Here is a 22,127-nt window from a genome sequence, read left to right on the forward strand (position 1 = left end):
CTGTTTACTCCATGCAACTGAAGCGCTTCATTTGTATAACGAACGAACGGACGGACAGGCAATGAGAACCTTCGCCGGCATCGCGGACCAGCTCTCCCAACAGGCGATCGAGCTGCCCTCCTGGGCGTTCGGCAACTCCGGCACCCGCTTCAAGGTCTTCAGCACGCCGGGGACGCCCCGCACGGTCGAGGAGAAGCTCGCGGACGCGGCACAGGTGCACCAGGTCACCGGCCTCGCTCCGTCGGTCGCCCTGCACATCCCGTGGGACAAGGTGGACGACTACGACAAGCTGGGCCGCTTCGCCGAGGACCTGGGGCTGCGGTTGGGCACCATCAACTCCAACACGTTCCAGGACGACGACTACAAGTTCGGCAGCCTCACCCACGTCGACGAGCGCATCCGCGCCAAGGCGATCGCCCACCAGGTCGAGTGCATCGACATCATGGACGTCACCGGCAGCCGCGACCTGAAGATCTGGCTGGCCGACGGCACCAACTACCCGGGCCAGGGTGACCTGCGCGACCGCCAGGACCGCCTGGCCGACAGCCTCCAGCAGGTGTACGCCCGGCTCGGCGAGGACCAACGGCTCGTCCTGGAGTACAAGTTCTTCGAGCCGGCCTTCTACGCCACCGACGTCCCCGACTGGGGCACCTCACTGGTCCACTGCCTCGCGCTCGGCGACCGCGCCACCGTGTGCCTCGACACCGGGCACCACGCGCCCGGCACCAACATCGAGTTCATCGTCGCCCAGCTCCTGCGGCTCGGCAGACTGGGATCGTTCGACTTCAACTCACGCTTCTACGCCGACGACGACCTCATCGTGGGTGCGGCAGACCCGTTCCAGCTCTTCCGGATCCTCTACGAGGTGATCCGTGGCGGCGGCTACGGCGACGACAGCGACGTGGCGTTCATGCTCGACCAGTGCCACAACGTCGAGGACAAGATCCCCGGCCAGATCCGGTCCGTCCTCAACGTCCAGGAGATGACCGCCCGGGCCCTGCTCGTCGACCGCGAGGCGCTGCGCGAGGCCGAGCGCGCCGGTGACGTGCTGGGCGCCAACGGCGTCCTGATGGACGCGTTCTACACCGACGTCCGGGCCGACCTCGCGGACTGGCGGTCCGGCCGCGGGCTTCCCGCGGACCCGCTCAAGGCGTACGCCGCCAGCGGCTACCAGGACCGCATCGCAGCCGACCGCGTGGGCGGCAACCAGGCCGGCTGGGGCGCCTGAGGTCCCGCGCCCCCACCCCGAGTCCCCCACCTCGAGAACCCCCGCACCGTCATACCACCGAACGAGAAAGAACCTCCCGATGACCAACCCCGCCGTCTCCGACCTGATCACCCGCTCCAACCGCCTGGGCGCCGACCCGCGGAACACCAACTACGCCGGCGGCAACACCTCCGCCAAGGGCACCGAGACCGACCCGGTGACCGGCGAGCAGGTCGAGCTGCTCTGGGTCAAGGGCTCGGGCGGTGACCTGGGCACCCTCAGGGAGTCCGGCCTGGCGGTGTTGCGGCTGGACCGGATGCGTTCGCTCGTCGACGTCTACCCGGGAGTCGACCGCGAGGACGAGATGGTCGCCGCCTTCGACTACTGCCTGCACGGCAAGGGCGGAGCGGCCCCCTCGATCGACACCGCCATGCACGGGCTCGTGGACGCGGCGCACGTGGACCACCTGCACCCCGACAGCGGCATCGCGATCGCGACGGCCAAGGACGGCGAGCAGCTCACCAAGGAGGTGTTCGGCGACAAGGTCGTCTGGGTGCCCTGGCGCCGCCCCGGCTTCCAGCTCGGCCTCGACATCGCCGCGATCAAGGCGGCCAACCCGCAGGCCGTCGGCACCATCCTCGGCGGCCACGGCGTGACCGCCTGGGGCGACACGAGCGATGAGGCCGAGGCCAACTCCTCGTGGATCATCCAGACCGCACAGGCCTACCTCGACGAGCACGGGTCGCCGGAGCCGTTCGGGGCCCAGGTGCCCGGGTATGCCGCCCTGCCGGACTCCGAGCGGCGCGCCAGGGCCGCCGCCCTGGCCCCGCACGTCCGTGCGGTCGCCTCGCAGGACAAGGCGATGGTCGGCCACTTCACCGACTCCGACGTCGTCCTGGAATTCCTGGCCAGCGAGAAGCTCGCGCCGCTGGCCGAGCTCGGCACCTCGTGCCCCGACCACTTTCTGCGCACGAAGGTCAAGCCCCTCGTCGTCGACCTCCCCGCCACCGCGACGGTCGAGGAGGTCGTCGCGCGCCTCGGCGAGCTCCACGCGGCCTACCGCGAGGACTACCAGGCCTACTACGACCGGAACGCCACGCCCGACTCCCCCGCGATCCGCGGCGCCGACCCGGCGATCGTCCTCGTGCCTGGCGTGGGGATGTTCTCCTACGGCAAGGACAAGCAGACCGCCCGCGTCGCCGGAGAGTTCTACACCAACGCCATCAACGTGATGCGCGGGGCCGAGTCGGTCTCGACCTACTCCCCCATCGACGAGTCCGAGAAGTTCCGCATCGAGTACTGGGCCCTCGAGGAGGCCAAGCTCGCCCGCCTGCCCAAGCCGCGCTCCCACGCCGGGCGCATCGCCCTGGTCACCGGCGCCGCCTCGGGCATCGGCAAGGCCATTGCCACCCGCCTGGCCGCCGAGGGCGCCTGCGTCGTCATCGCCGACCTCGACCTCGCCAAGGCGCAGGCTGCTGCCGCCGAGCTCGGCGGCACCGACGTCGCCGTCGGAGTCCAGGCGAACGTCACCGACGCGGACGCCGTCCAGGCCGCAGTCGACGCCACTGTGCTCGCCTTCGGCGGGATCGACCTGCTCGTCAACAACGCCGGCCTGTCCATCTCCAAGCCGCTCCTCGAGACCACGGAAGCCGACTGGGACCTGCAGCACGACGTCATGGCCAAGGGCAGCTTCCTGGCCTCCAAGTCCGCGGCCGCCGCGATGATCGCCCAGAAGCTGGGCGGCGACATCCTCTACATCTCGTCCAAGAACTCGGTCTTCGCCGGGCCCAACAACATCGCGTACTCGGCGGTCAAGGCGGACCAGGCCCACCAGGTGCGCCTGCTCGCCGCCGAGCTCGGCGAGCACGGCATCAAGGTCAACGGCATCAACCCCGACGGCGTGGTCCGCGGCAGCGGCATCTTCGCCGGCGGGTGGGGAGCCAAGCGCGCCGAGGTCTACGGAGTCGCCGAGGAGGACCTCGGCGCCTACTACGCCAAGCGCACCCTGCTCGGCCGCGAGGTGCTGCCGGAGCACGTCGCCAACGCTGCAGCCGTCCTGACCTCCGACGAGCTCAGTCACACGACCGGCCTGCACATCCCCGTCGACTCCGGCGTCGCCAACGCCTTCCTGCGCTAGACCATGGCAGCCAGGGTCTTCGGGGCCATCGACATCGGCGCCTCGGGAGGACGGGTCATGGCGGGCGTGGTCGACGGCCGTCGCACGACCCTTCACACGGTTCGGCGATTCCCCAACGGCGCCAGCCCCAGCCAGGGGCACCTGCGGTGGGACCTGACGGGGCTGTACGGCGAGGTCCTTCGGGGGCTCAGCGCACTGGCGCGGCACTTCCCTGAGGTGGAGTCCGTCGGCATCGACACGTGGGCCGTCGACTACGGCCTCCTCGACGCCGACGGCCGCCTCCTGGCCGAGCCGATCTCGTACCGGGACGGGCGCACCGACAGCGTCGTGGCCCGCGTCCACGAGCGGGTCACCCAGGACCAGCTGTATGCCGTGAACGGGCTCCAGTTCCTGCCGTTCAACACGGTCTACCAGCTGGAGGCGGAGAAGCAGTCCCCGTTGTGGGACAAGGCCGCCCACGTGGTCCTGCTCCCCGACCTGCTGGCCTACTGGCTCACGGGGCAGCTGCGCACCGAGGCCACCAACGCCTCCACCACCGGGCTGCTCGACGTCTCCACCGGAGAGTGGTCGGCAGAGGTCCTGCGGCTGCTCGACCTCCCCCGTCACCTCCTGCCGGAGATCGATCAGCCCGGTCAGGTCCGTGGTCGGCTGCTCCCGTCGGTGAGCAGCGCCACCGGCCTCGACGCCGGTGTCGTCGTCACGACCGTCGGGTCGCACGACACCGCCTCGGCGGTGGTCGCAGTGCCGGCCACCGACCGCCGGTTCGGCTACGTCTCCAGCGGCACCTGGTCCCTCGCCGGACTCGAGCTCGACAAGCCCGTCCTCAGCCCGGAGAGCCAGCAGGCGAACTTCACCAACGAGGGCGGGGTCGACGGGCGGATCAGGTACCTGCGCAACGTCGGCGGGCTGTGGCTCCTGCAGGAGTCCCTGCGGACGTGGGCCGACGAAGGCACCAGCCACGACCTCGCCTCGCTCCTCGCCGAGGCCGAGACCCTGCCGAGTGGTGGTCCGACCATCGACGTCGACGACCCTGAGTTCATCCCGCCCGGGCGGATGCCGCAGCGGATCGCCGCCGCGGTGTACCGCAAGGGCCGCACTCCCCCGCCCGGACCAGCAGCCACGGTGCGGTGCATCCTCGACTCGCTCGCCACGGCATACGCCCGCACCCTCGGCCAGGCCGCCGAGCTCGCCCATGACATCGACGTCATCCACATGGTCGGCGGCGGGTCCCAGAACGCCCTGCTGTGCCAGCTCACGGCCGACCTGTCGGGTACGCCGGTCACCAGTGGGCCCGTGGAAGCCACGGCCCTCGGCAACGTGCTGGTGCAGGCTCGCACGCACGGTGCGGCGCCGGACAGCCTCGAGGAGCTGCGCGCCGACCTGCGCGAGACCCAGGAGGTGAGGGTCTTCGTGCCCTCCTGACCCACGGCCGTGCCCCCACGGCAACAATGAGTAGGCGTCCCGGTACCTTGCATCGACGGAGAGGAGCGCAGATGGCATCGGCGAGCATCAAGGACGTTGCCGCAGCGGCAGGCGTCTCGGTCGGCACGGTCTCGAACGTCCTCAACCGTCCCGCTGCAGTTCGACCCACCACGCGTGCCAAGGTCGAGGCAGCGATCGCGCGCCTCGGCTTCGTGCCCAACGCCTCGGCCCGCCAGCTCGCGGCGGGACGCAGCGACACCCTCGCCTACCTGGTCCTCGACGCCTCCAACCCCTTCTTCACCGATGTCACGCGCGGCATCGAGGAGGTGGCCAAGACCGAGCACCTCTCGCTGTTCCTGTGCAACAGCGACCTGGACGCCGACCGCGAGGACCAGTACCTCGAGCAGCTCACCCAGCTGCGGGTGCGTGGGGTCCTCATCACCGCGATGGACTACGCGAACCCGCGGCTCACCCGGCTGCGCGAGCAGGGGGTCCCCGTCGTCCTCGTCGACCGGGCGCCCGAGGACGGGCAGGGCTGGTGCACGGTGGGTGTCGACGATGTCAGCGGTGGCGAGATGGCGGTCAGCCACCTCCTGGAGTCCGGCCACCGCAAGCTCGCCTTCATCGGCGGGCCGCTCGAGATCCCGCAGGTCAAGGATCGTCACGCCGGGGCGCGCCTGGCGATGGAGGCGGCCGGCCTCAGCGCCGACGACCTGGGCGTCATCCAGACCGACGCCCTGACCATCGCCGAGGGCAGGCGTGCCGGGGAGCGGCTCCTCGGGCTGCCCCGGCGCAGCCGGCCCACTGCAGTGTTCTGCGCCAACGACCTGCTCGCCCTGGGGCTCCTGCAGCACCTGGTGCAGCTCGGAGTGCGGGTCCCGGACGACGTCGCCATCGTCGGGTACGACGACATCGAGTACGCCGCCGCCGCGGCCGTCCCGCTCACCACGGTCGCGCAGCCGCGTCAGCTGCTCGGACGCACCGCCGCCAGGCTGCTCATGGACGAGGCCGAGCGGGGTGCCGAACACCAGCACGAGCAGGTGGTCTTCCACCCCGAGCTGGTGGCCCGCGCGTCCACGGCCGCGGTCCGCAGGACTGCCTGATGAAGGTCGCGCTCTTCGTCACCTGCCTGGGGGACGTGCTGTTCCCTGACGTCGGTCGCGCCACGGTCACGGTGCTGGAGCGGCTGGGCCACGAGGTGGTCTTCCCCGAGGCCCAGACGTGCTGCGGCCAGATGCACACCAACACCGGGTACCAGCGCGACGCGGTGGGTCTGGTGCGCCACCACGTCGAGGTGTTCGAGCAGGCCCTCGCTGACGGGTGTGAGGCCGTCGTCGCGCCGTCCGGGTCGTGTGCCGGGTCCGTCCGTCACCAGCACGCGGCCCTCGCGCGTCGTGCCGGGGACGAGGAGCTCGCAGTCCGTGCCGAGGCCGTCGCGGCGAAGACGTACGAGCTGTCCCAGCTGCTCGTCGACGTGCTGGGTGTCACCGACGTCGGCGCCTCGTATCCACACCGCGTGACCTACCACCCCACGTGTCACTCTCTGCGGCTGCTGGGGGTCGGCGAGGCGCCCCTTCAGCTGCTGCGGGCCGTGCGTGGCATCGACCTGGTCGAGCTGCCCGCGGCCGACGTGTGCTGCGGCTTCGGCGGCACGTTCTCGGTCAAGAACGCCGAGACCTCCACGGCCATGCTCGCCGACAAGATGTCCTCGGTGCTGACGACCAGGGCGGAGGTCGTCACCGCCGGCGACGCCTCGTGCCTCATGCACATCGGTGGCGGCCTCTCCCGCCTCAAGACAGGCGTGAGGCCGGTGCACCTCGCCGAGATCCTCGCGAGCACCGCATGAGCACCTTCCTCGGTATGCCGGGCGCCCGGGTCCGCGGCCCGGCCGCCGACCCCGCCGTGGGTCACCTCACCGGGGACCGGTCGTTCCCGGCCGCGGCGCACGACGCGCTGGCCGACACCCAGCTGAGGCGCAACCTCGCTCACGCCACGTCGACGATCAGGACCAAGCGCGCCAGCGTGGTCGCCGAGGTGCCCGATTGGGAGGCGCTGCGCGACGCCGGGTCCGCGATCAAGGCCGACACGATGGCGCGCCTGCCCGAGCTGCTCGAACAGCTCGAGGCCAACGTCATCGCCCGGGGCGGCACGGTCCACTGGGCGCGCGACGCCGCCGAGGCCAACCGGATCGTGACCGACCTGGTCCGGGCCACGGGGGCGGACGAGGTGGTCAAGGTCAAGTCGATGGCGACCCAGGAGATCGGGCTCAACGAGGCCCTCGAGGCCGCGGGCATCACCGCCCACGAGACCGACCTCGCCGAGCTGATCGTCCAGCTGGGCCGCGACAAGCCGTCGCACATCCTCGTGCCCGCGATCCACCGCGGCCGGGCCGAGATCCGGGAGATCTTCGCCCGCGAGATGCCGGGCGTCGACCCCGCGCTGACGGACGAGCCGGCGGTCCTCGCGGCCGCCGCCCGCACCCACCTGCGCGAGGTGTTCCTGCGGGCCAGGGTCGCGGTGTCCGGCGCCAACTTCGGGGTGGCCGAGACGGGCACGCTCACGGTCGTCGAGTCCGAGGGGAACGGGCGGATGTGCCTCACGCTGCCCGACACCCTCATCACCGTGATGGGCATCGAGAAGGTCGTCCCCACCTGGCGCGACCTCGAGGTCTTCCTCCAGCTGCTGCCCCGGTCGTCCACCGGCGAGCGGATGAACCCCTACACGTCCACGTGGTCCGGCGTCACGCCCGGTGACGGCCCACAGGAGTTCCACCTGGTCCTGCTCGACAACGGCCGCACCCGCGCCCTGGCCGACGAGCTCGGCCGCACCGCGCTGCACTGCATCCGCTGCTCGGCCTGCCTCAACGTCTGCCCCGTCTACGAACGCACCGGCGGTCACGCCTACGGCTCGGTCTACCCCGGGCCCATCGGCGCCATCCTCAGCCCGCTGCTGACGGGGCTCACCGGAGGCGACGACCCCAACGACTCGCTGCCCTACGCCTCAAGCCTGTGCGGCGCCTGCTACGACGTCTGCCCGGTCAAGATCAACATCCCCGACATGCTCGTGCAGCTGCGCGCCGAGCACACCGAGGCGCACGCCGACACCCACAGGCTGCCCAGTCCCGAGGCAGCCGCGATGAAGGCCGCCGCCTGGGTCATGGCCGACGCCGGCCGGTTCGCGAAGGCCGGCCGCGCCGCGGCGCTGGCGCGCCACGGCATACGACGAGGGAAGCCGCGCATCCCCCTCCCGCCGCCCCTGAACGGCTGGACCGCCTCCCGCGACGCACCTACTCCTGCGGCCGAGTCGTTCCGCGACTGGTGGGCCCGAACCCGTGGAACCTCGTCGTGAGCGCGCGGGAGGAGGTGCTGGGCCGCATCCGCGGCGCCCTCGGCGAGGACCCGTCCGCGCCGCCGGTCCCCCGCGCCTACCGCACCCAGGGGACGTATGCCGCGGGCTCGCCCGAGCTCGTCCTCCAGCTCGTCGACCGGCTCGAGGACTACCGCGCGACGGTCGTCCGGGTCGGGGCCGAGGACGACGACTCGATCGGACGAGCGGTCGCAGATGCCTTGGCCTCCCGCGAGATCGGCCAGGCCGTCACCCCTGCCGGCACCCCACGGGAGTGGACCGGCTGGCTGGCCGACGTCGTCGTGGACGACGGGTCGCTGGACGGCCGCGGTCTCGACCGGCTGCCCGCCGTCGTCACGGGCTCGGTGGTCGCCATCRCCGAGACGGGCACCATCGTCCTCGACGGCGGCGAGCTGTGCGGGCGGCGAGCGATCACCCTCGTGCCAGACACGCACGTCTGCGTCGTCCGCGTGCAGGACGTCGTCGAGACGGTCCCCGAGGGCCTGCAACGGGTCGACCCCCTGCGTCCCCTGACGTTCATCAGCGGCCCGTCGGCGACCAGCGACATCGAGCTCGACCGGGTGGAGGGCGTCCACGGTCCCCGCACGCTCATCGTGGTGGTCGCGGGATAGCGCACCTCAGCCAGTCCCGGGTCCTAGCCCAGGGCTCGGTCGAGGAAGGCGTTGCCGAACGTGCGCTCGGGGTCGACGCGCTCACGCAGGGCACGGAAGTCGTCGAAGCGCGGGTACAGCGGAGCGAGCTCGCCCGCACCGGCGCGAAACACCTTGCCCCAGTGCGGTCGGCCGCCGAGCGGGAGAAGCGCGTCCTCGATCGGCCCCAGCGCCTCGAGGACCGCCGGCAGGTCCCGGACCCAAGTGAGGTGGAGCCCGACGACGTCCCGCTCGAAGGCGCTGCTCAGCCACAGGCCGTCGGCGGCGACGGTCCGGATCTCGGCGGACTGCAGGAGGTGCGCGAAGTGGCCTGCGAGGCGACGCATGGCGTCGAGCGCCGCAAGGGCGCCGTCGCGGGGCACGAGGTACTCGCTCTGCAGCTCCTCGCCGCGACTCGGCGTGAAGTCCATCTTGAAGTGCGGAAGGCGGTCCAGCCACGGGCCCGCGACGCCTCCCTGCTCAGTGAGGGCCTCGGTGGGCGCGTCGTCGAGCATGTGCAGGGTCCGGTCGGCGGGGATGGCCCCCTCGAGCTCCGGGGGTGGCGGCTGGTCCGCACGGCTCTTGACCCACAGCTGTCGGATGCCGAGGTCGTCGAAGCGGGTCAACAGGCTGACGCTGTAGCCGTGTGAGGTGAGCTGGTCGAAGCGCTCCTCGACCGCGTCCCAGCCGAGCCCTGTGTAGACGTCCTGCCGGACCTCGTAGGTGGGTTCGATCTCGAGCTCGAGGCGGGTGACGACACCGAGGGCGCCGAGCGCGACGACACTGCCGTCGAAGTCAGGATCGCCTCGTCGGAGGGTGCGCAGGTCGCCGTCGGGACCCACGACCTCGAGGGCCGTCACGAGCGCTGCAAGGGACTGGTTCCGGTCGCCCGAACCGTGCGTGCCGGTGGCGACCGACCCGGCCACCGAGATGTGCGGCAGGGACGCCAGGTTGGCCAGCGCCCACCCGCCGCGCTGCAACTCCGTGGCCAGGGCACCATACGTCGCGCCCCCGGTGACCGAGACGGTCCTGTGATCGCGGTCGATCGCGACCTCGGCCGGCAGGCGGTCCAGGCAGACGAGGACGCCAGGCGTGTCGGCGACGTCGCTGAACGAGTGACGGGTGCCCAAAGCCTTGACCCGCTCGGCCGAGGCGACCACCTCGCGGACCTCGTCCACGGACTGCGGGTGGACGATCTGGCTGGCCTCGTAGACGTGGTTGCCTGCCCAGTTGTGGTGTGAAGCCACGGGACCCCGTTCCGGCTCGGAGGAAGACCTCGAACCTACGACAGATCCGGGCCAGGCTGGTCGGCGGCCACCGTCGGACCACGTTGCCGTCCCGCTCACACTTTTGCCGGTGGTGCCGACGATCCGCCGGGACGACGCTGGAGCCGACGTCGGCTGTGGCAGGGACCGCGGCGTCAGCCACGGGTGACGTCACCCCGGCGTCACCTGGATCCGACCCGAAGTGGAGGTTGCGGATCATGTTGATGCACGTGGTGTGGGAGTGGGTCGACAGCAGCGAGGAAGGCGGCGCCCGCGCCCTCGAGGTCTTCCAGGGCTGGAAGCCGCCCCCCGGCGCTGACTTCCAGGGGTTCTACGCGTTCGCCGACGGTGACGGAGGTGTCGCCATCATCGAGGTCGACAGTGCCGCGACCTTGGCGCGGACCGTGAGCCCGTTCACCCCGTGGCTGCGGTTCACAGCCCGGGCCATCCACCCCATCGAGGAGTCGGCAGCCATCGCGGGCGAAGGGATCGCCTTCCGGGCCTCGATCGGCTGACCCCTCCGCGACAGCTGGACGCCCGGACCAGTGGTCCGGGGCGATGCGCTGCGCCCGCATTCACACCGGCCGGGTCACCCCGCGGCCTCCGCCATGGCAGCCAGCACGACCTTGCGGACGTCGTTGGCGCTGGCCAGGGTGAGCGCACGTCGCGCCACCGACGCGCACCGCTCCACGTCGAGCTCACGGATGGCCGCCTTGACCCTGGGGACTGCAGGGGGCGCGACGCTGAGCTCCCTCACACCCAGGCCGATGAGCACCGGGATGGCCAGCTCGTCCGAGGCAGCCTCGCCACAGACTGCGACGTCGATACGACCGCGTGCTGCTCGGCACACGTGGTCGATCAGGCGGAGAACGCCCGGATCGAGGGCGTCGGAAAGGGCCGCGACGGCGCCGTTCCCGCGCTCCGCCGCGAGAGTGTACTGAGTCAGGTCATTGGTCCCGATGCTGACGAAGTCGACGTGGGGCAGAAAGGCCTCGATCTTGAGCGCAGCAGCCGGGATCTCGATCATCGTCCCGATGCGCAACCCCTCGGGGATCCCAGAAGGCCCCGCCGCCTCCAGGAGCACGTGACGCGCCTCGATCATCTCGTCGGGCGTCGACACCATGGGGATCATGATGCTGGTTTCAGCGTGCCGCGCCGTGCGACAGATCGCGGCCATCTGGTCTCGCAGGAGGTCCCGGTGCTCGAGGCTGAGCCGTATGCCGCGTTGGCCCAGGAAGGGGTTCGCCTCCTTCGGCATCGGCAGGTAGGGCAGGGGCTTGTCTCCCCCGACGTCGAGCGTTCGGAAGGTGATCCGACGGCCGTCCATCGCCTGGGCGATCTGGTCGTAGACGCCTTGTTGTTCGTCGACGCTGGGCGCAGTCTGCCTGTCGAGGAAGAGGAACTCGGTGCGGACGAGACCGGCTCCGTCCGCCCCCGCTGCCAAGGCGGCGCGGGCGTCGGTCACCGAGCCGAGGTTGGCCGCCACGAGGACAGACGTGCCGTCACCCGACACAGCCGGCTTCTCGGCGAGGGCGATCTGCCCGGCGCGCAGCCGAGCCAGATCAGTGGCCCTGCGGCGAAACTGCTCCAGCAGCTCAGGTGAAGGGTCGACGTGCCACTCGCCGCTGCCGCCGTCGAGGAGGATGGTGCTGCCTTCGGGAATGCCCAAGACCCGGTCGCCGGCCATCACGACGACGGGAATGTCGCGGGCCCGGGCCAGGATGGCCGCGTGCGAGGTGGGACTGCCCTCCGCGAGGAGGACTCCGGTCACCAGCTCCAGATCCAGGGCGGCCGTCTCGGCGGGTGTGAGGTCGCTCGCCACGAGGACACCCGCGGCCACCAGTCGTCGTGCCGTCCGCCCGGTCAGGGCGCGCGTCACCTGGTCGCCGACCGCGCGGACGTCCGCCGCCCGCTCCCTGAGGTATGGGTCAGGGAGACCTGCCCAGTCGCGTTCGACCTGAGCGATGCAGCCGGCCCACGCCGCGGCTGCCCCGAGGCCCGCTCCGATCGAGCGCTTGACGTCGGTGAGGAGCTCTGAGTCGGCCAACAGGGACAGGTGCGCGTCGAAGATGCTGGCGTGCTCAGAACCCACTCGTCGCGCAGTCACGACCCGGGCGTGCTCGATCTCCCGACGCACTGCCGCCACCGACTCCACGATGCTTCGCCATTCGAGGGCTGGCTCCCCGACCGGCCGGTGGTCGAGGTCGGTGGGATCGGAGGTCAGCCGCCGAGCGGCGCCGATCGCGATCCCCGGAGATGCAGGCAGCGGACCACTGGTGCCTGACGCGGCCTGAGGTGCAGCCGCTGGCTCAACAGCCTCACCGAGGGTCTCGTCGAACCGGCGTTTCGCGAGGGCAAGGACGTGCTCGACCGCTTCTCGCGCCTGGGGCCCTGAGGCCCGGACCTCGACCTCATGGCCCCGCAGGGCCGACAGAGTCGCAACCCGGCTGAGGCTGCCCGCGGGGACCGGTCCTGCGCCCGTAGTGACGTTGCGCAACCTCACGGATGCGTCGAGCGCACGCACCTCGCTGACCAGTCGGGAGGCCGGCCGGGCGTGCAGTCCGTGGGCGTTGTCGACACGAAACACTCCGACGACCTCCTCATCCGGTGCCTCGTCGTGCCCGGCGGGGTCCTGTTCCGGGGTCGCCAGGTGTCCTGCCTTGCCCATCAGTGCGCCCCGCGCTTCGGCTGCGACCTCCTCCCTGCTGGCTCCGCCCGCAGCCGCTACGGCGGCGACGATGAGGCCTTCGATGAGGGGGGCAGGCGAGAGAGTCACGCGAGAGCGGACCGCGGGGTCGTCGAGCAGGTCGAGCGCCAGCTCTGCGCTCAGCACGGCACTGCCGAGATCCATGAGCACGACGACGCCTTCCGGGCCGTCTGCCCGTCCGATCGCCTCCATGATGGCGACCGCGTCGGTTCCGAACGTCGTGTCGTCGAGGCCCGCCGCCACCTCGATCCTCAACGTGCGGCCGTGCAGCATCTCTGCTGCCAGGGCAACGGTGGCGCGGGCGAGCGCGTGGCTGTGGGAGACCACGACCAAGCCGACTCCGCTCCGGGCATCCGCCGGGGGGTCGGCGGCAGGGCTCTTTGACATTTCCACTGCGCTCCACTCCTGGTCCTGCGTGCTCGTGGTCGTGAATCCGGACAATGGGTCAGAAGGGTGCATCCGCGGCGGCCTCGAGCAGGAGCGCCACTGTCGCGGCGCCGGGATCAAGGTGCCCGACGCTGCGTTCTCCCAGATAGCTCGCACGTCCCTTGCGGGCCAGCATCGGCAGGGTGTCCTCGCGGCCCACCGCGGCGGCATACCTGGCGGCCTTCAGGCCGGTGGCCAGGGAGGCGTGCTCCGCCAGCGCGCCCTCCAGGGCATCGACCGCCGGCGCCAGGGCGTCATACATGGTCTTGTCGCCCGGCCCGGCCTTGCCTCGATCGACGACGCCCCCGAGCCCCGCTCGAAGGGCAGTCGCGACGTCGGTTGCCGACACGGTTTCGGCGGCTCCCAGCGAGCTGCCCATCCGCATGAACAACGTCCCGAACAGGGGCCCGCTCGCCCCTCCGACCGTGGACACCAGCGTCATCCCCACCTTGCTCAACAGGGCGCCGGGCGTCGACGGCGCGCTTTCGTCGAGCGCGGCCACGGCGGCCTTCATGCCCCGGTCCATGTTCGAGCCGTGGTCGGCATCGCCGATCGCCGCGTCGAGCTCGGTCAGGAACTCACGATTCTCGGTGACGAGGTCAGCAAACCTGCGCACCCATTGCTCGAAGACCGCCGTGGTCACGTTCTCGCCCATCGTCAGATGCCCCATCTCAGTGCAGAAGTGTTGACAGGAGCGTCCCAGAGGGAGAGGAGCTCGTCATCGACCCTGAGCAGGGTGATCGACACGCCGGCCATGTCGAGCGAGGTGATGTACGAGCCGACGAGCGAGCGTGCGATGGGCACCCCGCGCCCGCCCAGGATCTTCTGGACCTCGTTGAACACGACGTAGAGCTCGATCAGCGGGGTGCCGCCGAGACCGTTGACGAACGCGATGACGGGGTTGCCCCTGGCGAACGCCAGGTCGGCGAGAATCGGCTCGACCAGGAGCGCGGCGATCTCGCGCGCCGGTCCGAGCGGCAACCGCGCACGCCCCGGCTCTCCATGGATGCCGACACCCACTTCCATCTCGTCGTCCCCGAGGTCGAACGTCGGCCGACCTGCAGCCGGAACGGTGCACGAGGTGAGGGCAAGGCCCATGCTCCGGCCGTTCTCGTTGACGGTGCGAGCTACCTGCGCGACCTCGTCGAGGTCGCGCCCCTGCTCTGCCGCCGCCCCGGCGATCTTCTCGAGGAGGACGGTGACGCCGACGCCACGACGCCCGGCGGTCCACGTGCTGTCCTGGACCGCCACGTCGTCGTCGGTCACCACCGACAGGATGCGTGCCCCGGTCTCGGACGCCGCCATCTCGGCCGCCATCTCGAAGTTCATGACGTCGCCGGTGTAGTTCTTGACGACGTGCAGGATGCCCGCGCCTCCGTCGACCAGCTTGGTCGCGGCCAGGATCTGCCCGGGTACGGGGGAAGTGAAGATCTCGCCGGCACAGGCCGCGTCGAGCATGCCCAGGCCGACGAAACCGCCATGCAGCGGCTCGTGCCCCGACCCCCCACCGGAGATGATCCCGACCTTGCCCTTCTTCGGGGCGTCACCGCGGTAGATGACCTTGCTCTCGTGGTCGACCCTCAGTTCGGGGTGAGCGGCTTCGATGCCACGCAGTGCCTCCACGACGACGTCGTTGGGGTCGTTGATCAACTTCTTCATCAGAGTCTCTTTTCGCAGTCAACGGGTTCTGGAGGCGTCAGACCGTGCTGGTCTGACGGGAGATGGCGGCCTGGGGGTCGGGGTCGCCGAGGTCCAGCCCGGGAGCCGCGACGGAACGGTCAGCCGGGGTGCGGCTGAGCACGCCGTACAGCAGGGCGGCCACGACTCCGGCGAGGAGCTCGGCCGCGAGGTACACCGGGAGCTGGGGCCACTTCACCTCGCCACCGGCCAGCTGCTGAACGAGCATGGGACCCACGGTACGAGCCGGGTTGATGGATGCACCCGTTGCCGGAGCGACAGGGATGATGGCCGCGAAGACGACCAGGCCGATGGCGACGCCGGCGAAACCCGTGGCGGCCTTGCGGTGGATGACGCCGAAGATCGTGAACACGAGAATGAAGGTCCCCACGAACTCGGCCGTGAAGGCCTGCACCCAGCTGATGTCGCCGTAGGACGCGACGCCCAAGCCCACGTCACTCGCCTTCTGGCCGAGGACGCCGATGATCGCAGCGGCCCCGATGATGGCGCCGACGACCTGGGCTCCGAGGTAGGCCGGCACCTGGGCCCACGGGAACTTGCCCGACACGGCCAGGCCGAGGGTGACCGCTGGGTTGATGTGGTTGCCGCCGACATGCCCCAACGCGTAGACGGTGGCAACAACCACGGTGCCGAACGCCAGGGAGATGACGCCCAGGTCGGCCATGGTGAACGGCGCCTTGCCGTTCACGATCAGGGTGGCGGGGACGGACCCCACGCCGATGAACACCAGGAAAGCCGTTCCGATGACCTCAGCGCCCAAACGCTGGAGGAGAGTGGTCTCGTCAAGCATCGCCCTTGCCCCTTTGCAAGTTGTTTGAATTTCATTCGATATTGTCGAACGTGATTTGGAGGCTACCCCTGTGATTCACTAGGAGGCAAGGGTTTTCGTGAAGTAGGTCACAGGAGCGAGGACAAACGTGATCCAATCGGTCGATCGCGCCATCCGGGTTCTCAGCGCGCTCCAGGGCGCGCGGCGGATGAGCCTGTCGGAGCTGGCCGCCCGACTCGACCTGGCGCCGTCGACCACTCACGGCATCGTCCGCAGCCTGGTAGAGCACGGGATGGTGGTGCAGGAGCGCGGCTCGAGCCGTTACCAGCTGGGCCCCGCTGTCCTTCGGCTCGGCAACGTCTACCTCGACACGCTGGAGCTCAGGTCGAAGGCCATCCCCTGGGCCGAGGATCTCGCCCGGCGCACCGGTCTTGCCGTGCGCACCGGCGTGCTGCTCGTGGACGACGTCGTGATCATCCATCATGAGCCGCGCCCGGATGGCAGTCGCCAGATGCCGGAGGTGGGCATTGTCATCCCGTCCCATGCGAGCGCCCTCGGCAAGGCTCTGCTCGCGTTCCTCCCTGAGGATGAGAAGCGGGTGCTGACCTCAGGTGAGCTGCGCAGCATGACCGGCGAGACGATCACCTCCGCCGACCAGCTGCGCGAGCAGCTGGAGGTGATCCGGTCGACCGGCATCGCCCTCGAGCAGGACGAGGCTGTGCTCGGTGAGAGCTCGCTGGCGAGCCCCATCTTCGACTCGTACGGAGAGGCCGTGGGTGCTGTCGGGGTCGTGATCCCCTCAGATGGCGACGTCTCCCGCCACCAGTCGCGCGACCTGGTTCGCGACACCGCCCGGTCCGTGTCGCGCGAGCTTGGCTCCCAGGCATGGCCCCCACGCCCAGCTGGCGATGGCCCCGGCTGGCGGTAGAGCGCACACCAGGGCGCGGGCTGAGACACGGCCGCCACCGGGGGCACCGCACAGCCGCGCGGGCGGCGCAGCGCCGGCCGGTTGCACTTTCGGCACCACGCAAACGCCAGAGGCCCTCTCCCACAAGGGAGAGGGCCTCTGACCTGCTACTTCAAGTAGCGGGGGCAGGATTTGAACCTGCGACCTCCGGGTTATGAGCCCGGCGAGCTACCGAGCTGCTCCACCCCGCGTCGGTGAACCCAACCTTACGGGAGTGGTCCGCTACGACCAAATCCGCAGGCGTCAGGGGGTTGTGGCGGTTCCCGTCGGGGTCGCCGAGGTGGTCGTCGATGGCGACGGGGTGGGCGTGACGGTCGCGGTGCCCCCCTTGGGTGCCGCTGCCACTGCCCGCTTGATCGCGTCGTCGAGCGCCTTCTGCGCCTGCCCGTATGCCGCGAAGTCGCCGGCCTTGAGGGCCGTCTGGCCGTCCGCGTAGGCCTTCTGAATGTCGGCAAGCGCCTTGGTGAGGGCTGCCGCATCGCTCGGGGCCGGCGTCGTCGGGGTCGTGGGCGTCGTCGGAGTGGTGGGTGTGCCGCCCGTGCCCGAGTCACCCGCCGTCGCACCGGAGTTGCCGCCGAAGAGGCCGTCCAGGGCGCCGTCGAGGGTGTCGGACCACGCGAGCTTGTTGCCGAACGCGACGACGGTGGCCCGCGAGAGCGGGAACGCCGTGGTCGTGTTGGCGCTGACGTAGACGGGCTGGACGTAGAGCAGCCCACCGCCGACCGGCAGCGTCAGCAGGTTGCCGAGCGTCACCCGAGAGCCCTGCTGGCGTGCGTTGTTGAGGAACTGCGACAGCGTCAGGCTGAAGGCCGCCGAGGTCTGGTTCGAGGAGTTGATGTCGTTCTGGACCTGACCCGGGCCCCGCACCTGGCTGTCCTTGGGCAGCTCGAGCAGCCGCAGGGCGCCATAGTCGGCGCTCGGCTGGCCAGCCGTCCGGCCGGCGTCCGCGTCGACGGACAGGAAGCCCGAGAGCACCTGCCGGTCACCGACCGGTTTGAACGTCGTCGTGAGCGAGAACTTCGCCGCGTCCTGCTCGGGCAGCTTCAGAGTCAGGTAGTACGGCGGCTGGTCGACGTCCCGCTGCTCCTGGGACGGGTCCTCGGGGACCTCCCAGAAGTCCTGGCCGCCGTAGAACGAGGCCGCGTCGGTGACGTGGTAGCGGCTCAGCATCTGCCGCTGGACCTTGAACAGGTCCTCGGGGTAGCGCAGGTGCGACATCAGCTGGGCGCTGATCTCGGACATGGGGCGCACCGTGTCGCCGAAGATGTTGCTCCACGCTTTGAGCAGCGGGTCCTGGTCGTCCCACGCATAGAGCTTGATGGTGCCGTCGTAGGCGTCGACGGTGGCCTTGACCGAGTTGCGGATGTAGTTGACCTGTCCCGTGGCGATCGCCTGCACGGAGCTCGAGCGCGTGGTGACCGAGTCGGTCGTCGCGCTGTCGATCGCCGTCAGGCGCGAGTAGGGGTACTGAGCCGAGGTCGTGTAGCCGTCGATGATCCACTGGACCCGGCCGTCGACGACGGCGGGGTACGGGTTGCCGTCGGGGGTGAGCCACGGCGCGACGCGCTTGACGCGGTCGAGTGGCGCGCGGTGGTCGAGGATCCTGCTCTGGTCGTTGACCGCGTCGGACAGCAGGAGGTTCAGCTCGCGGTACTTCAGGGCGTACGCGAGCTGGCGCGGGAACGAGCTGAGCCGGACGCCACCCTTGCCGGTGTACGTGGTGTTCTTCTGTCCCGCGGCGCTGTTGTCGGGGTAGTCGAACTCGCGCGGCGATGCTCCGGTGGAGCCACCCACGATGGAGTAGGGGGGCGACTGCTCACCGAAGTAGACGCGCGGCTCGAATTCGCCGAGCTTGTTGCCGGACTGCGGGATGTTCTGCGCGTAGAAGACCGGCTCGCCGTCGGCGGTGCGCTGGTTGCCGTAGGCGGCAACCACGCCGAAGCCGTGGGTGTAGACGGTGTGCTCGTTGAGCCAGTTGCGCTGGTTGGCCGGGATGCCGTCGAGGTCGAGCTCCCGGACCGCGACCACCGTGTCGCGGACTTGGCCGTCGACGCTGTAGCGGTCGACGTCGAGGGCGTCCGGGAACGCGTAGTAGGACTTGACGGACTGCAGCTGCTTGAACGTCGGCGACACCACGATGGGGTCGACCAGCCGGATGCCGGGGATCGTGTCGGCGTCGTCGCGCAGCTGCCCCTGGCTCGCCTCGGTCGTGGCCGTGTAGGGCGTCGTCTTCACCGACGCGATGCCGTATGCGGTGCGCGTCGCCTTGATGCTGCGGTCGATGTACTTCATCTCCAGCGACTTCTCGGACGGCTTGACCTTGAAGTTCTGGATCAGCGCGGGATAGATGCCACCGACCACGATCGAGGTCACGGTGAGCAGGGCGACGCCGACGATGGGCAGGCGCCAAGACCGGGTCCAGATCGAGGCGATGAACAGGCCAGCCGTCATCAGTGCGGCCACCGCGAGGATCACCTTGGTCGGCAGGACGGCGTTGGCGTCGGTGTAGCCGATGCCCGTCAGCAGCGGGTTGTCCTTGGTCGACAGCGAGTAGCGGTCGAACCAGTAGGTCGCGCCGCGCACGATGACCAGGGCGGCGAGGAGGGCCGCGAGGTGGGCCCGGGCGGCGCGGGTCGTGCGCTCACCTCGGGACTGCAGCTGCAGCCCGCCGTAGACGTAGTGGGTGAACGCCGACGCCAACAGCGCCATGATGAGCACCATCGTGAGGAAGCCGAGGACGAAGCGGATCCACGGCAGCGTGAAGACGAAGAACGAGATGTCGAGCCCGAACTGGGCGTCCTTGCTGCCGAAGGGCGAGCGGTTGCGCCACAGCAGGAAGGTCTGCCACTGCCCCGCTGCTCCGGTGCCGGCGAGGATGCCGAGCACGACGGGGATGCCGACCATGGCGAGCCGACGCAGCGGCTCGATCGCCTCGCGGTACTGGTCGAGGTTCTGCTGCTGCGGCGTGACCGGCGCATAGATCGGCCGCGTCCGGTAGGCGAGCGTCAGGCTCGCAGCCACGAGCGCGGCCGTGATCACGAAGGCGATCGTGAACAGCAGGATCTTGGTGGTGAGCTGGGTGACGAAGACCCCCCTGAACCCGACCGAGTCGAACCAGAGGACCTCGGTCCACACCGACGCCGCCATCGAGGCCACGAAGGCCAGCACGACGAGGACCACCAGGGTGGGCACCAGCGGGCCGCGGCGACGGTTCAGCCGCAGGGTCGGCGGGCGTCGACCGCCTGCCCCTCCGCCTCGCGGAGCTCCCTCGGGGCGTGCCCCTTCTCCCCCGGGCTCGCCGGGTCCGAACCAATCCGAAGAACTCACGCCATGCCCGATCTGCCGCGCGACCTTCTCACCCGGTCGCCTGCTGGTAGTGGAACCAACTTACCGAGCGACGATGTGGTTCCCGCGCCCGCCTACGATGTCCCGGTGAGCCAGACCTCCCAGCCCGTCGCCGACCCGCTGTCCATCGCCGCCCTCGACACCGAACGCCACGTCGCGGCGGCCGGGTGGGACCAGAACCCGCGGCTGTTCGCGCTGGTGCCGACGGCCGACCTGCTGGAGCGCGAGCCGCACCTGCGCGGGCAGATGGGCGGCGCCGACCTCGCCGAGGGCGCCCTGTCAGCCATCGAGCAGGAGAACCTGCCGCCGACGTCCAACCTCGAGTCCCTGCTGGGCGGGATCGCCTGGCCCGACGCCGTCGTGGGTGCAGCGCTGGCGGTCGAGCGGATCGTCGTCCCGCCGGAGGCAGAGCGCGACCTGCCCGTGCACCCCGACCAGGCCGTCGACGCCCTGGCCGCCCACCCGTCCCGCCAGGACGTGCGGCTCCTGGTCGCGGTCACCCGTGACGGCCAGAGCCGGTGCCTGCTGCGGCAGCGGGCGCACGACAGCGACGACAAGGTCGCCCTGGGCGAGGACATCGCCCCCGGGCTCGTGCACGCGCTGCGGTCCACCCTGACCGACTGAAGGCGCGCGCGTCCCGGCGAACTACTTCGTGCAGGTCGGCAGGGAGTCGGCACGCTTGGCGGCGATCGCCTCGACGGCCTTCTTCGCCTCGTCGAACGTGGCGATGCGCACGACCCGCAGCTCGTCGGGGACGTGGCCCGCGACCTCGTCGCAGTTGTCCGCGGGAGCGAGGAACCACCGGGCCCCGCCGTCGTGGGCCCCGACCAGCTTCTGCCGGATGCCGCCGATGGGACCGACCTTGCCGGTGTAGTCGATCGTGCCCGTGCCGGCGACCTGCTCGCCCCCGGTCAGGGCCCCGGGCGTGATCGTGTCGTAGACGCCAAGGGCGAACATCGTGCCCGCAGAGGGCCCCCCAACGTCGCCGGCGTTGATCTTGACGTCGATCGGGAAGTCGAACTTCACGCCGAGGAACACCCCGATCGTGGTGCGCCCGTCGGACTCGCGGGTCCTGGCCGACACGTCCGTCTCGGAACCCCCACGGCGCAGCCGCAGCGTGACCGTGTCGCCGGGAGCGGTCTTGCCGATGGCGGTGCGGATGTCCTCGGTCGTCGTGACGCGGGTGCCGTTGACAGCCACGATCTCGTCGCCGGCCTTGAGCACCGACGCCGACGGCGAGTCCTTGGCGACCTGCGCGATGACGACCTGCTGGACGACCTTGCGCCCCGCGGCCTTGAGGGCGACGGCGATGGCCTCCTGCTGGGAGTCGACCATCTCGGCGGTGCTCTCCTCCTCGACCTGCTTGTCCGTGATCCCCTTGGGGAAGTAGAGCTCCTCGTCGACGACCTCCTCGCTCGGCCGCACCGCTGCCTCGAGGAGGTCCCAGACCGTCACGCGGACGCCGGGGCCCCCGACGATCCGCACCGTCGTGAAGTCCAGCGCTCCCTGGGTCGGGTAGCTCTCGGCACCGGCCACCGTGATGAGCTGGGTGCCGTCCAGCTTGCCGAGGGTGTTCGTGATGGGCCCGGGCTTCATCACGACGTACGGCAGGCCGACCATCGTCGACAGCGCGCCCAGGGCGATGAGCACGAAGACGGCCACGAGCGACGCAGTCGAGCGACGACCCATGCGGTAGGGGTCCCCCGGCCCGTCGAAGCCCACGGGGCCACCGGGCCGCTGGGCGCTCGGTGTGGCCGGGCCCGCAGCGCCGACGTCTGATCCGTGCGCAGCACTCACGGCAGTCCGACCCACTCGTCGGAGCCGTCCGCGAAGCGCTGGTGCTTCCAGATCGGCACGGTCGACTTCAACGTGTCGATCAGGTCGCGGCAGGCCTCGAACGCCTCGCCCCGGTGCGGGGCCGAGACGGCCGCCACCACGGCGATGTCCCCGATCTCGAGGTGGCCCACCCGGTGGACCGCACCGACCCGGGCGACGGCGTGGCGGTCGGCGACCTCACGGCATACGCGCGCCAGGGTCTCGGCCACGCTGGGGTGGGCCGAGTAGTCGAGAGCCGCCACGGACGCCCCGTGGTCGTGGTCGCGCACGACACCGACGAAGAGCGCAATGCCACCGCAGCGGGGGTGCCGCACCATCGAGAGCACCTCGTCGACGCTCAGCGGCTCGTCGCG

Annotated in this window: 18 protein-coding genes and 1 tRNA gene; 10 read left to right on the forward strand and 9 right to left on the reverse strand. The window is 70.5% G+C overall.

Annotation, left to right across the window (positions count from 1 at the left end):
- Window positions 1-61 precede the first annotated feature (61 nt).
- The 7 genes from rhaI to AC1DV7_RS09415 all read left to right on the forward strand — a co-directional run bounded on the left by rhaI (window position 62) and on the right by AC1DV7_RS09415 (window position 8,743).
- Window positions 62-1,228 (forward strand): L-rhamnose isomerase, encoded by a 1,167-nt coding sequence (gene rhaI / locus AC1DV7_RS09385; protein WP_477596826.1) that lies wholly within the window; start codon window positions 62-64, stop codon window positions 1,226-1,228.
- Between the two features lie 79 nt (window positions 1,229-1,307).
- Window positions 1,308-3,344 (forward strand): bifunctional aldolase/short-chain dehydrogenase, encoded by a 2,037-nt coding sequence (locus AC1DV7_RS09390; RefSeq protein ID WP_477596828.1) that lies wholly within the window; start codon window positions 1,308-1,310, stop codon window positions 3,342-3,344.
- A gap of 3 nt (window positions 3,345-3,347) precedes the next feature.
- Window positions 3,348-4,766, forward strand: a complete 1,419-nt coding sequence (locus AC1DV7_RS09395) for a rhamnulokinase (protein WP_477596830.1) — start codon at window positions 3,348-3,350, stop codon at window positions 4,764-4,766.
- Window positions 4,767-4,837: 71 nt separating this feature from the next.
- On the forward strand, window positions 4,838-5,869 hold the full coding sequence (locus AC1DV7_RS09400) for a LacI family DNA-binding transcriptional regulator (RefSeq protein WP_477596832.1): 1,032 nt from the start codon (window positions 4,838-4,840) through the stop codon (window positions 5,867-5,869).
- The gene (locus AC1DV7_RS09405) at window positions 5,869-6,612 is read left to right on the forward strand and encodes a (Fe-S)-binding protein (RefSeq protein ID WP_477596834.1); all 744 of its coding nucleotides are present in this window, start codon (window positions 5,869-5,871) and stop codon (window positions 6,610-6,612) included. The genes AC1DV7_RS09400 and AC1DV7_RS09405 overlap by 1 nt, the downstream gene beginning before the upstream one ends.
- A complete protein-coding gene (locus tag AC1DV7_RS09410; RefSeq protein WP_477596836.1) occupies window positions 6,609-8,114 on the forward strand; it encodes a lactate utilization protein B in 1,506 nt (501 codons plus the stop codon). Before AC1DV7_RS09405 ends, AC1DV7_RS09410 begins: the two co-directional genes overlap by 4 nt.
- On the forward strand, window positions 8,111-8,743 hold the full coding sequence (locus AC1DV7_RS09415; RefSeq protein WP_477596838.1) for a LutC/YkgG family protein: 633 nt from the start codon (window positions 8,111-8,113) through the stop codon (window positions 8,741-8,743). Before AC1DV7_RS09410 ends, AC1DV7_RS09415 begins: the two co-directional genes overlap by 4 nt.
- A gap of 23 nt (window positions 8,744-8,766) precedes the next feature.
- Here the strand turns inward: AC1DV7_RS09415 and AC1DV7_RS09420 are convergent, their stop codons facing one another.
- A complete protein-coding gene (locus tag AC1DV7_RS09420; protein ID WP_477596840.1) occupies window positions 8,767-10,008 on the reverse strand; it encodes an FAD-binding protein in 1,242 nt (413 codons plus the stop codon).
- A 236-nt stretch (window positions 10,009-10,244) separates the two neighbouring features.
- Here AC1DV7_RS09420 and AC1DV7_RS09425 point away from each other — a divergent pair, with 236 nt between their 5' ends.
- Window positions 10,245-10,541: a DUF3303 domain-containing protein gene (locus AC1DV7_RS09425; protein ID WP_477596842.1), complete on the forward strand. Its 297-nt coding sequence runs from the start codon at window positions 10,245-10,247 to the stop codon at window positions 10,539-10,541.
- 74 nt (window positions 10,542-10,615) lie between these two features.
- On the opposite strand, the gene ptsP is transcribed toward AC1DV7_RS09425, so the two are convergent.
- From ptsP to AC1DV7_RS09445, 4 genes are all read right to left on the reverse strand, one after another.
- On the reverse strand, window positions 10,616-13,060 hold the full coding sequence (gene ptsP / locus AC1DV7_RS09430; protein ID WP_477596843.1) for a phosphoenolpyruvate--protein phosphotransferase: 2,445 nt from the start codon (window positions 13,058-13,060) through the stop codon (window positions 10,616-10,618).
- 118 nt (window positions 13,061-13,178) lie between these two features.
- On the reverse strand, window positions 13,179-13,814 hold the full coding sequence (gene dhaL / locus AC1DV7_RS09435) for a dihydroxyacetone kinase subunit DhaL (RefSeq protein WP_477596845.1): 636 nt from the start codon (window positions 13,812-13,814) through the stop codon (window positions 13,179-13,181).
- Between the two features lie 2 nt (window positions 13,815-13,816).
- Complete coding sequence (gene dhaK / locus AC1DV7_RS09440; protein ID WP_477596847.1) at window positions 13,817-14,818, reverse strand: dihydroxyacetone kinase subunit DhaK; 1,002 nt, start codon at window positions 14,816-14,818, stop codon at window positions 13,817-13,819.
- Window positions 14,819-14,855: 37 nt separating this feature from the next.
- A complete protein-coding gene (locus AC1DV7_RS09445; RefSeq protein WP_477596849.1) occupies window positions 14,856-15,647 on the reverse strand; it encodes an MIP/aquaporin family protein in 792 nt (263 codons plus the stop codon).
- Window positions 15,648-15,774: 127 nt separating this feature from the next.
- On the opposite strand from AC1DV7_RS09445, the gene AC1DV7_RS09450 reads away from it, so the two are divergent.
- Entirely contained in the window at window positions 15,775-16,554 is a 780-nt protein-coding gene (locus AC1DV7_RS09450) for an IclR family transcriptional regulator (RefSeq protein ID WP_477596850.1), read from the forward strand.
- A 156-nt stretch (window positions 16,555-16,710) separates the two neighbouring features.
- Here the strand turns inward: AC1DV7_RS09450 and AC1DV7_RS09455 are convergent.
- Both AC1DV7_RS09455 and AC1DV7_RS09460 read right to left on the reverse strand, forming a co-directional pair.
- A tRNA-Met gene (locus AC1DV7_RS09455) sits at window positions 16,711-16,784 on the reverse strand.
- A gap of 52 nt (window positions 16,785-16,836) precedes the next feature.
- Window positions 16,837-19,785, reverse strand: a complete 2,949-nt coding sequence (locus AC1DV7_RS09460) for a UPF0182 family membrane protein (protein WP_477596852.1) — start codon at window positions 19,783-19,785, stop codon at window positions 16,837-16,839.
- A 240-nt stretch (window positions 19,786-20,025) separates the two neighbouring features.
- On the opposite strand from AC1DV7_RS09460, the gene AC1DV7_RS09465 reads away from it, so the two are divergent.
- Complete coding sequence (locus AC1DV7_RS09465; RefSeq protein ID WP_477596854.1) at window positions 20,026-20,562, forward strand: PPA1309 family protein; 537 nt, start codon at window positions 20,026-20,028, stop codon at window positions 20,560-20,562.
- Window positions 20,563-20,583: 21 nt separating this feature from the next.
- Here AC1DV7_RS09465 and AC1DV7_RS09470 read toward each other — a convergent pair whose 3' ends face one another.
- Both AC1DV7_RS09470 and AC1DV7_RS09475 read right to left on the reverse strand, forming a co-directional pair.
- Window positions 20,584-21,735, reverse strand: coding sequence for a YlbL family protein (locus AC1DV7_RS09470; protein ID WP_477596856.1), 1,152 nt, complete (start codon window positions 21,733-21,735; stop codon window positions 20,584-20,586).
- Complete coding sequence (locus AC1DV7_RS09475; RefSeq protein WP_477596895.1) at window positions 21,732-22,091, reverse strand: molybdenum cofactor biosynthesis protein MoaE; 360 nt, start codon at window positions 22,089-22,091, stop codon at window positions 21,732-21,734. Before AC1DV7_RS09475 ends, AC1DV7_RS09470 begins: the two co-directional genes overlap by 4 nt.
- Window positions 22,092-22,127: the final 36 nt, after the last annotated feature.

The organism is Pedococcus sp. P2_E4 (assembly GCF_056403935.1).

Bases quoted from the DNA above. Each gene is read 5' to 3' on its own strand.
- rhaI (WP_477596826.1), top strand. From the start codon at position 62: ATGAGAACCTTCGCCGGCATCGCGGACCAGCTCTCCCAACAGGCGATC.
- AC1DV7_RS09390 (WP_477596828.1), top strand. From the start codon at position 1,308: ATGACCAACCCCGCCGTCTCCGACCTGATCACCCGCTCCAACCGCCTG.
- AC1DV7_RS09395 (WP_477596830.1), top strand. From the start codon at position 3,348: ATGGCAGCCAGGGTCTTCGGGGCCATCGACATCGGCGCCTCGGGAGGA.
- AC1DV7_RS09400 (WP_477596832.1), top strand. From the start codon at position 4,838: ATGGCATCGGCGAGCATCAAGGACGTTGCCGCAGCGGCAGGCGTCTCG.
- AC1DV7_RS09405 (WP_477596834.1), top strand. From the start codon at position 5,869: ATGAAGGTCGCGCTCTTCGTCACCTGCCTGGGGGACGTGCTGTTCCCT.
- AC1DV7_RS09410 (WP_477596836.1), top strand. From the start codon at position 6,609: ATGAGCACCTTCCTCGGTATGCCGGGCGCCCGGGTCCGCGGCCCGGCC.
- AC1DV7_RS09425 (WP_477596842.1), top strand. From the start codon at position 10,245: ATGTTGATGCACGTGGTGTGGGAGTGGGTCGACAGCAGCGAGGAAGGC.
- dhaL (WP_477596845.1), bottom strand. From the start codon at position 13,814: ATGGGCGAGAACGTGACCACGGCGGTCTTCGAGCAATGGGTGCGCAGG.
- dhaK (WP_477596847.1), bottom strand. From the start codon at position 14,818: ATGAAGAAGTTGATCAACGACCCCAACGACGTCGTCGTGGAGGCACTG.
- AC1DV7_RS09445 (WP_477596849.1), bottom strand. From the start codon at position 15,647: ATGCTTGACGAGACCACTCTCCTCCAGCGTTTGGGCGCTGAGGTCATC.
- AC1DV7_RS09475 (WP_477596895.1), bottom strand. From the start codon at position 22,091: ATGGTGCGGCACCCCCGCTGCGGTGGCATTGCGCTCTTCGTCGGTGTC.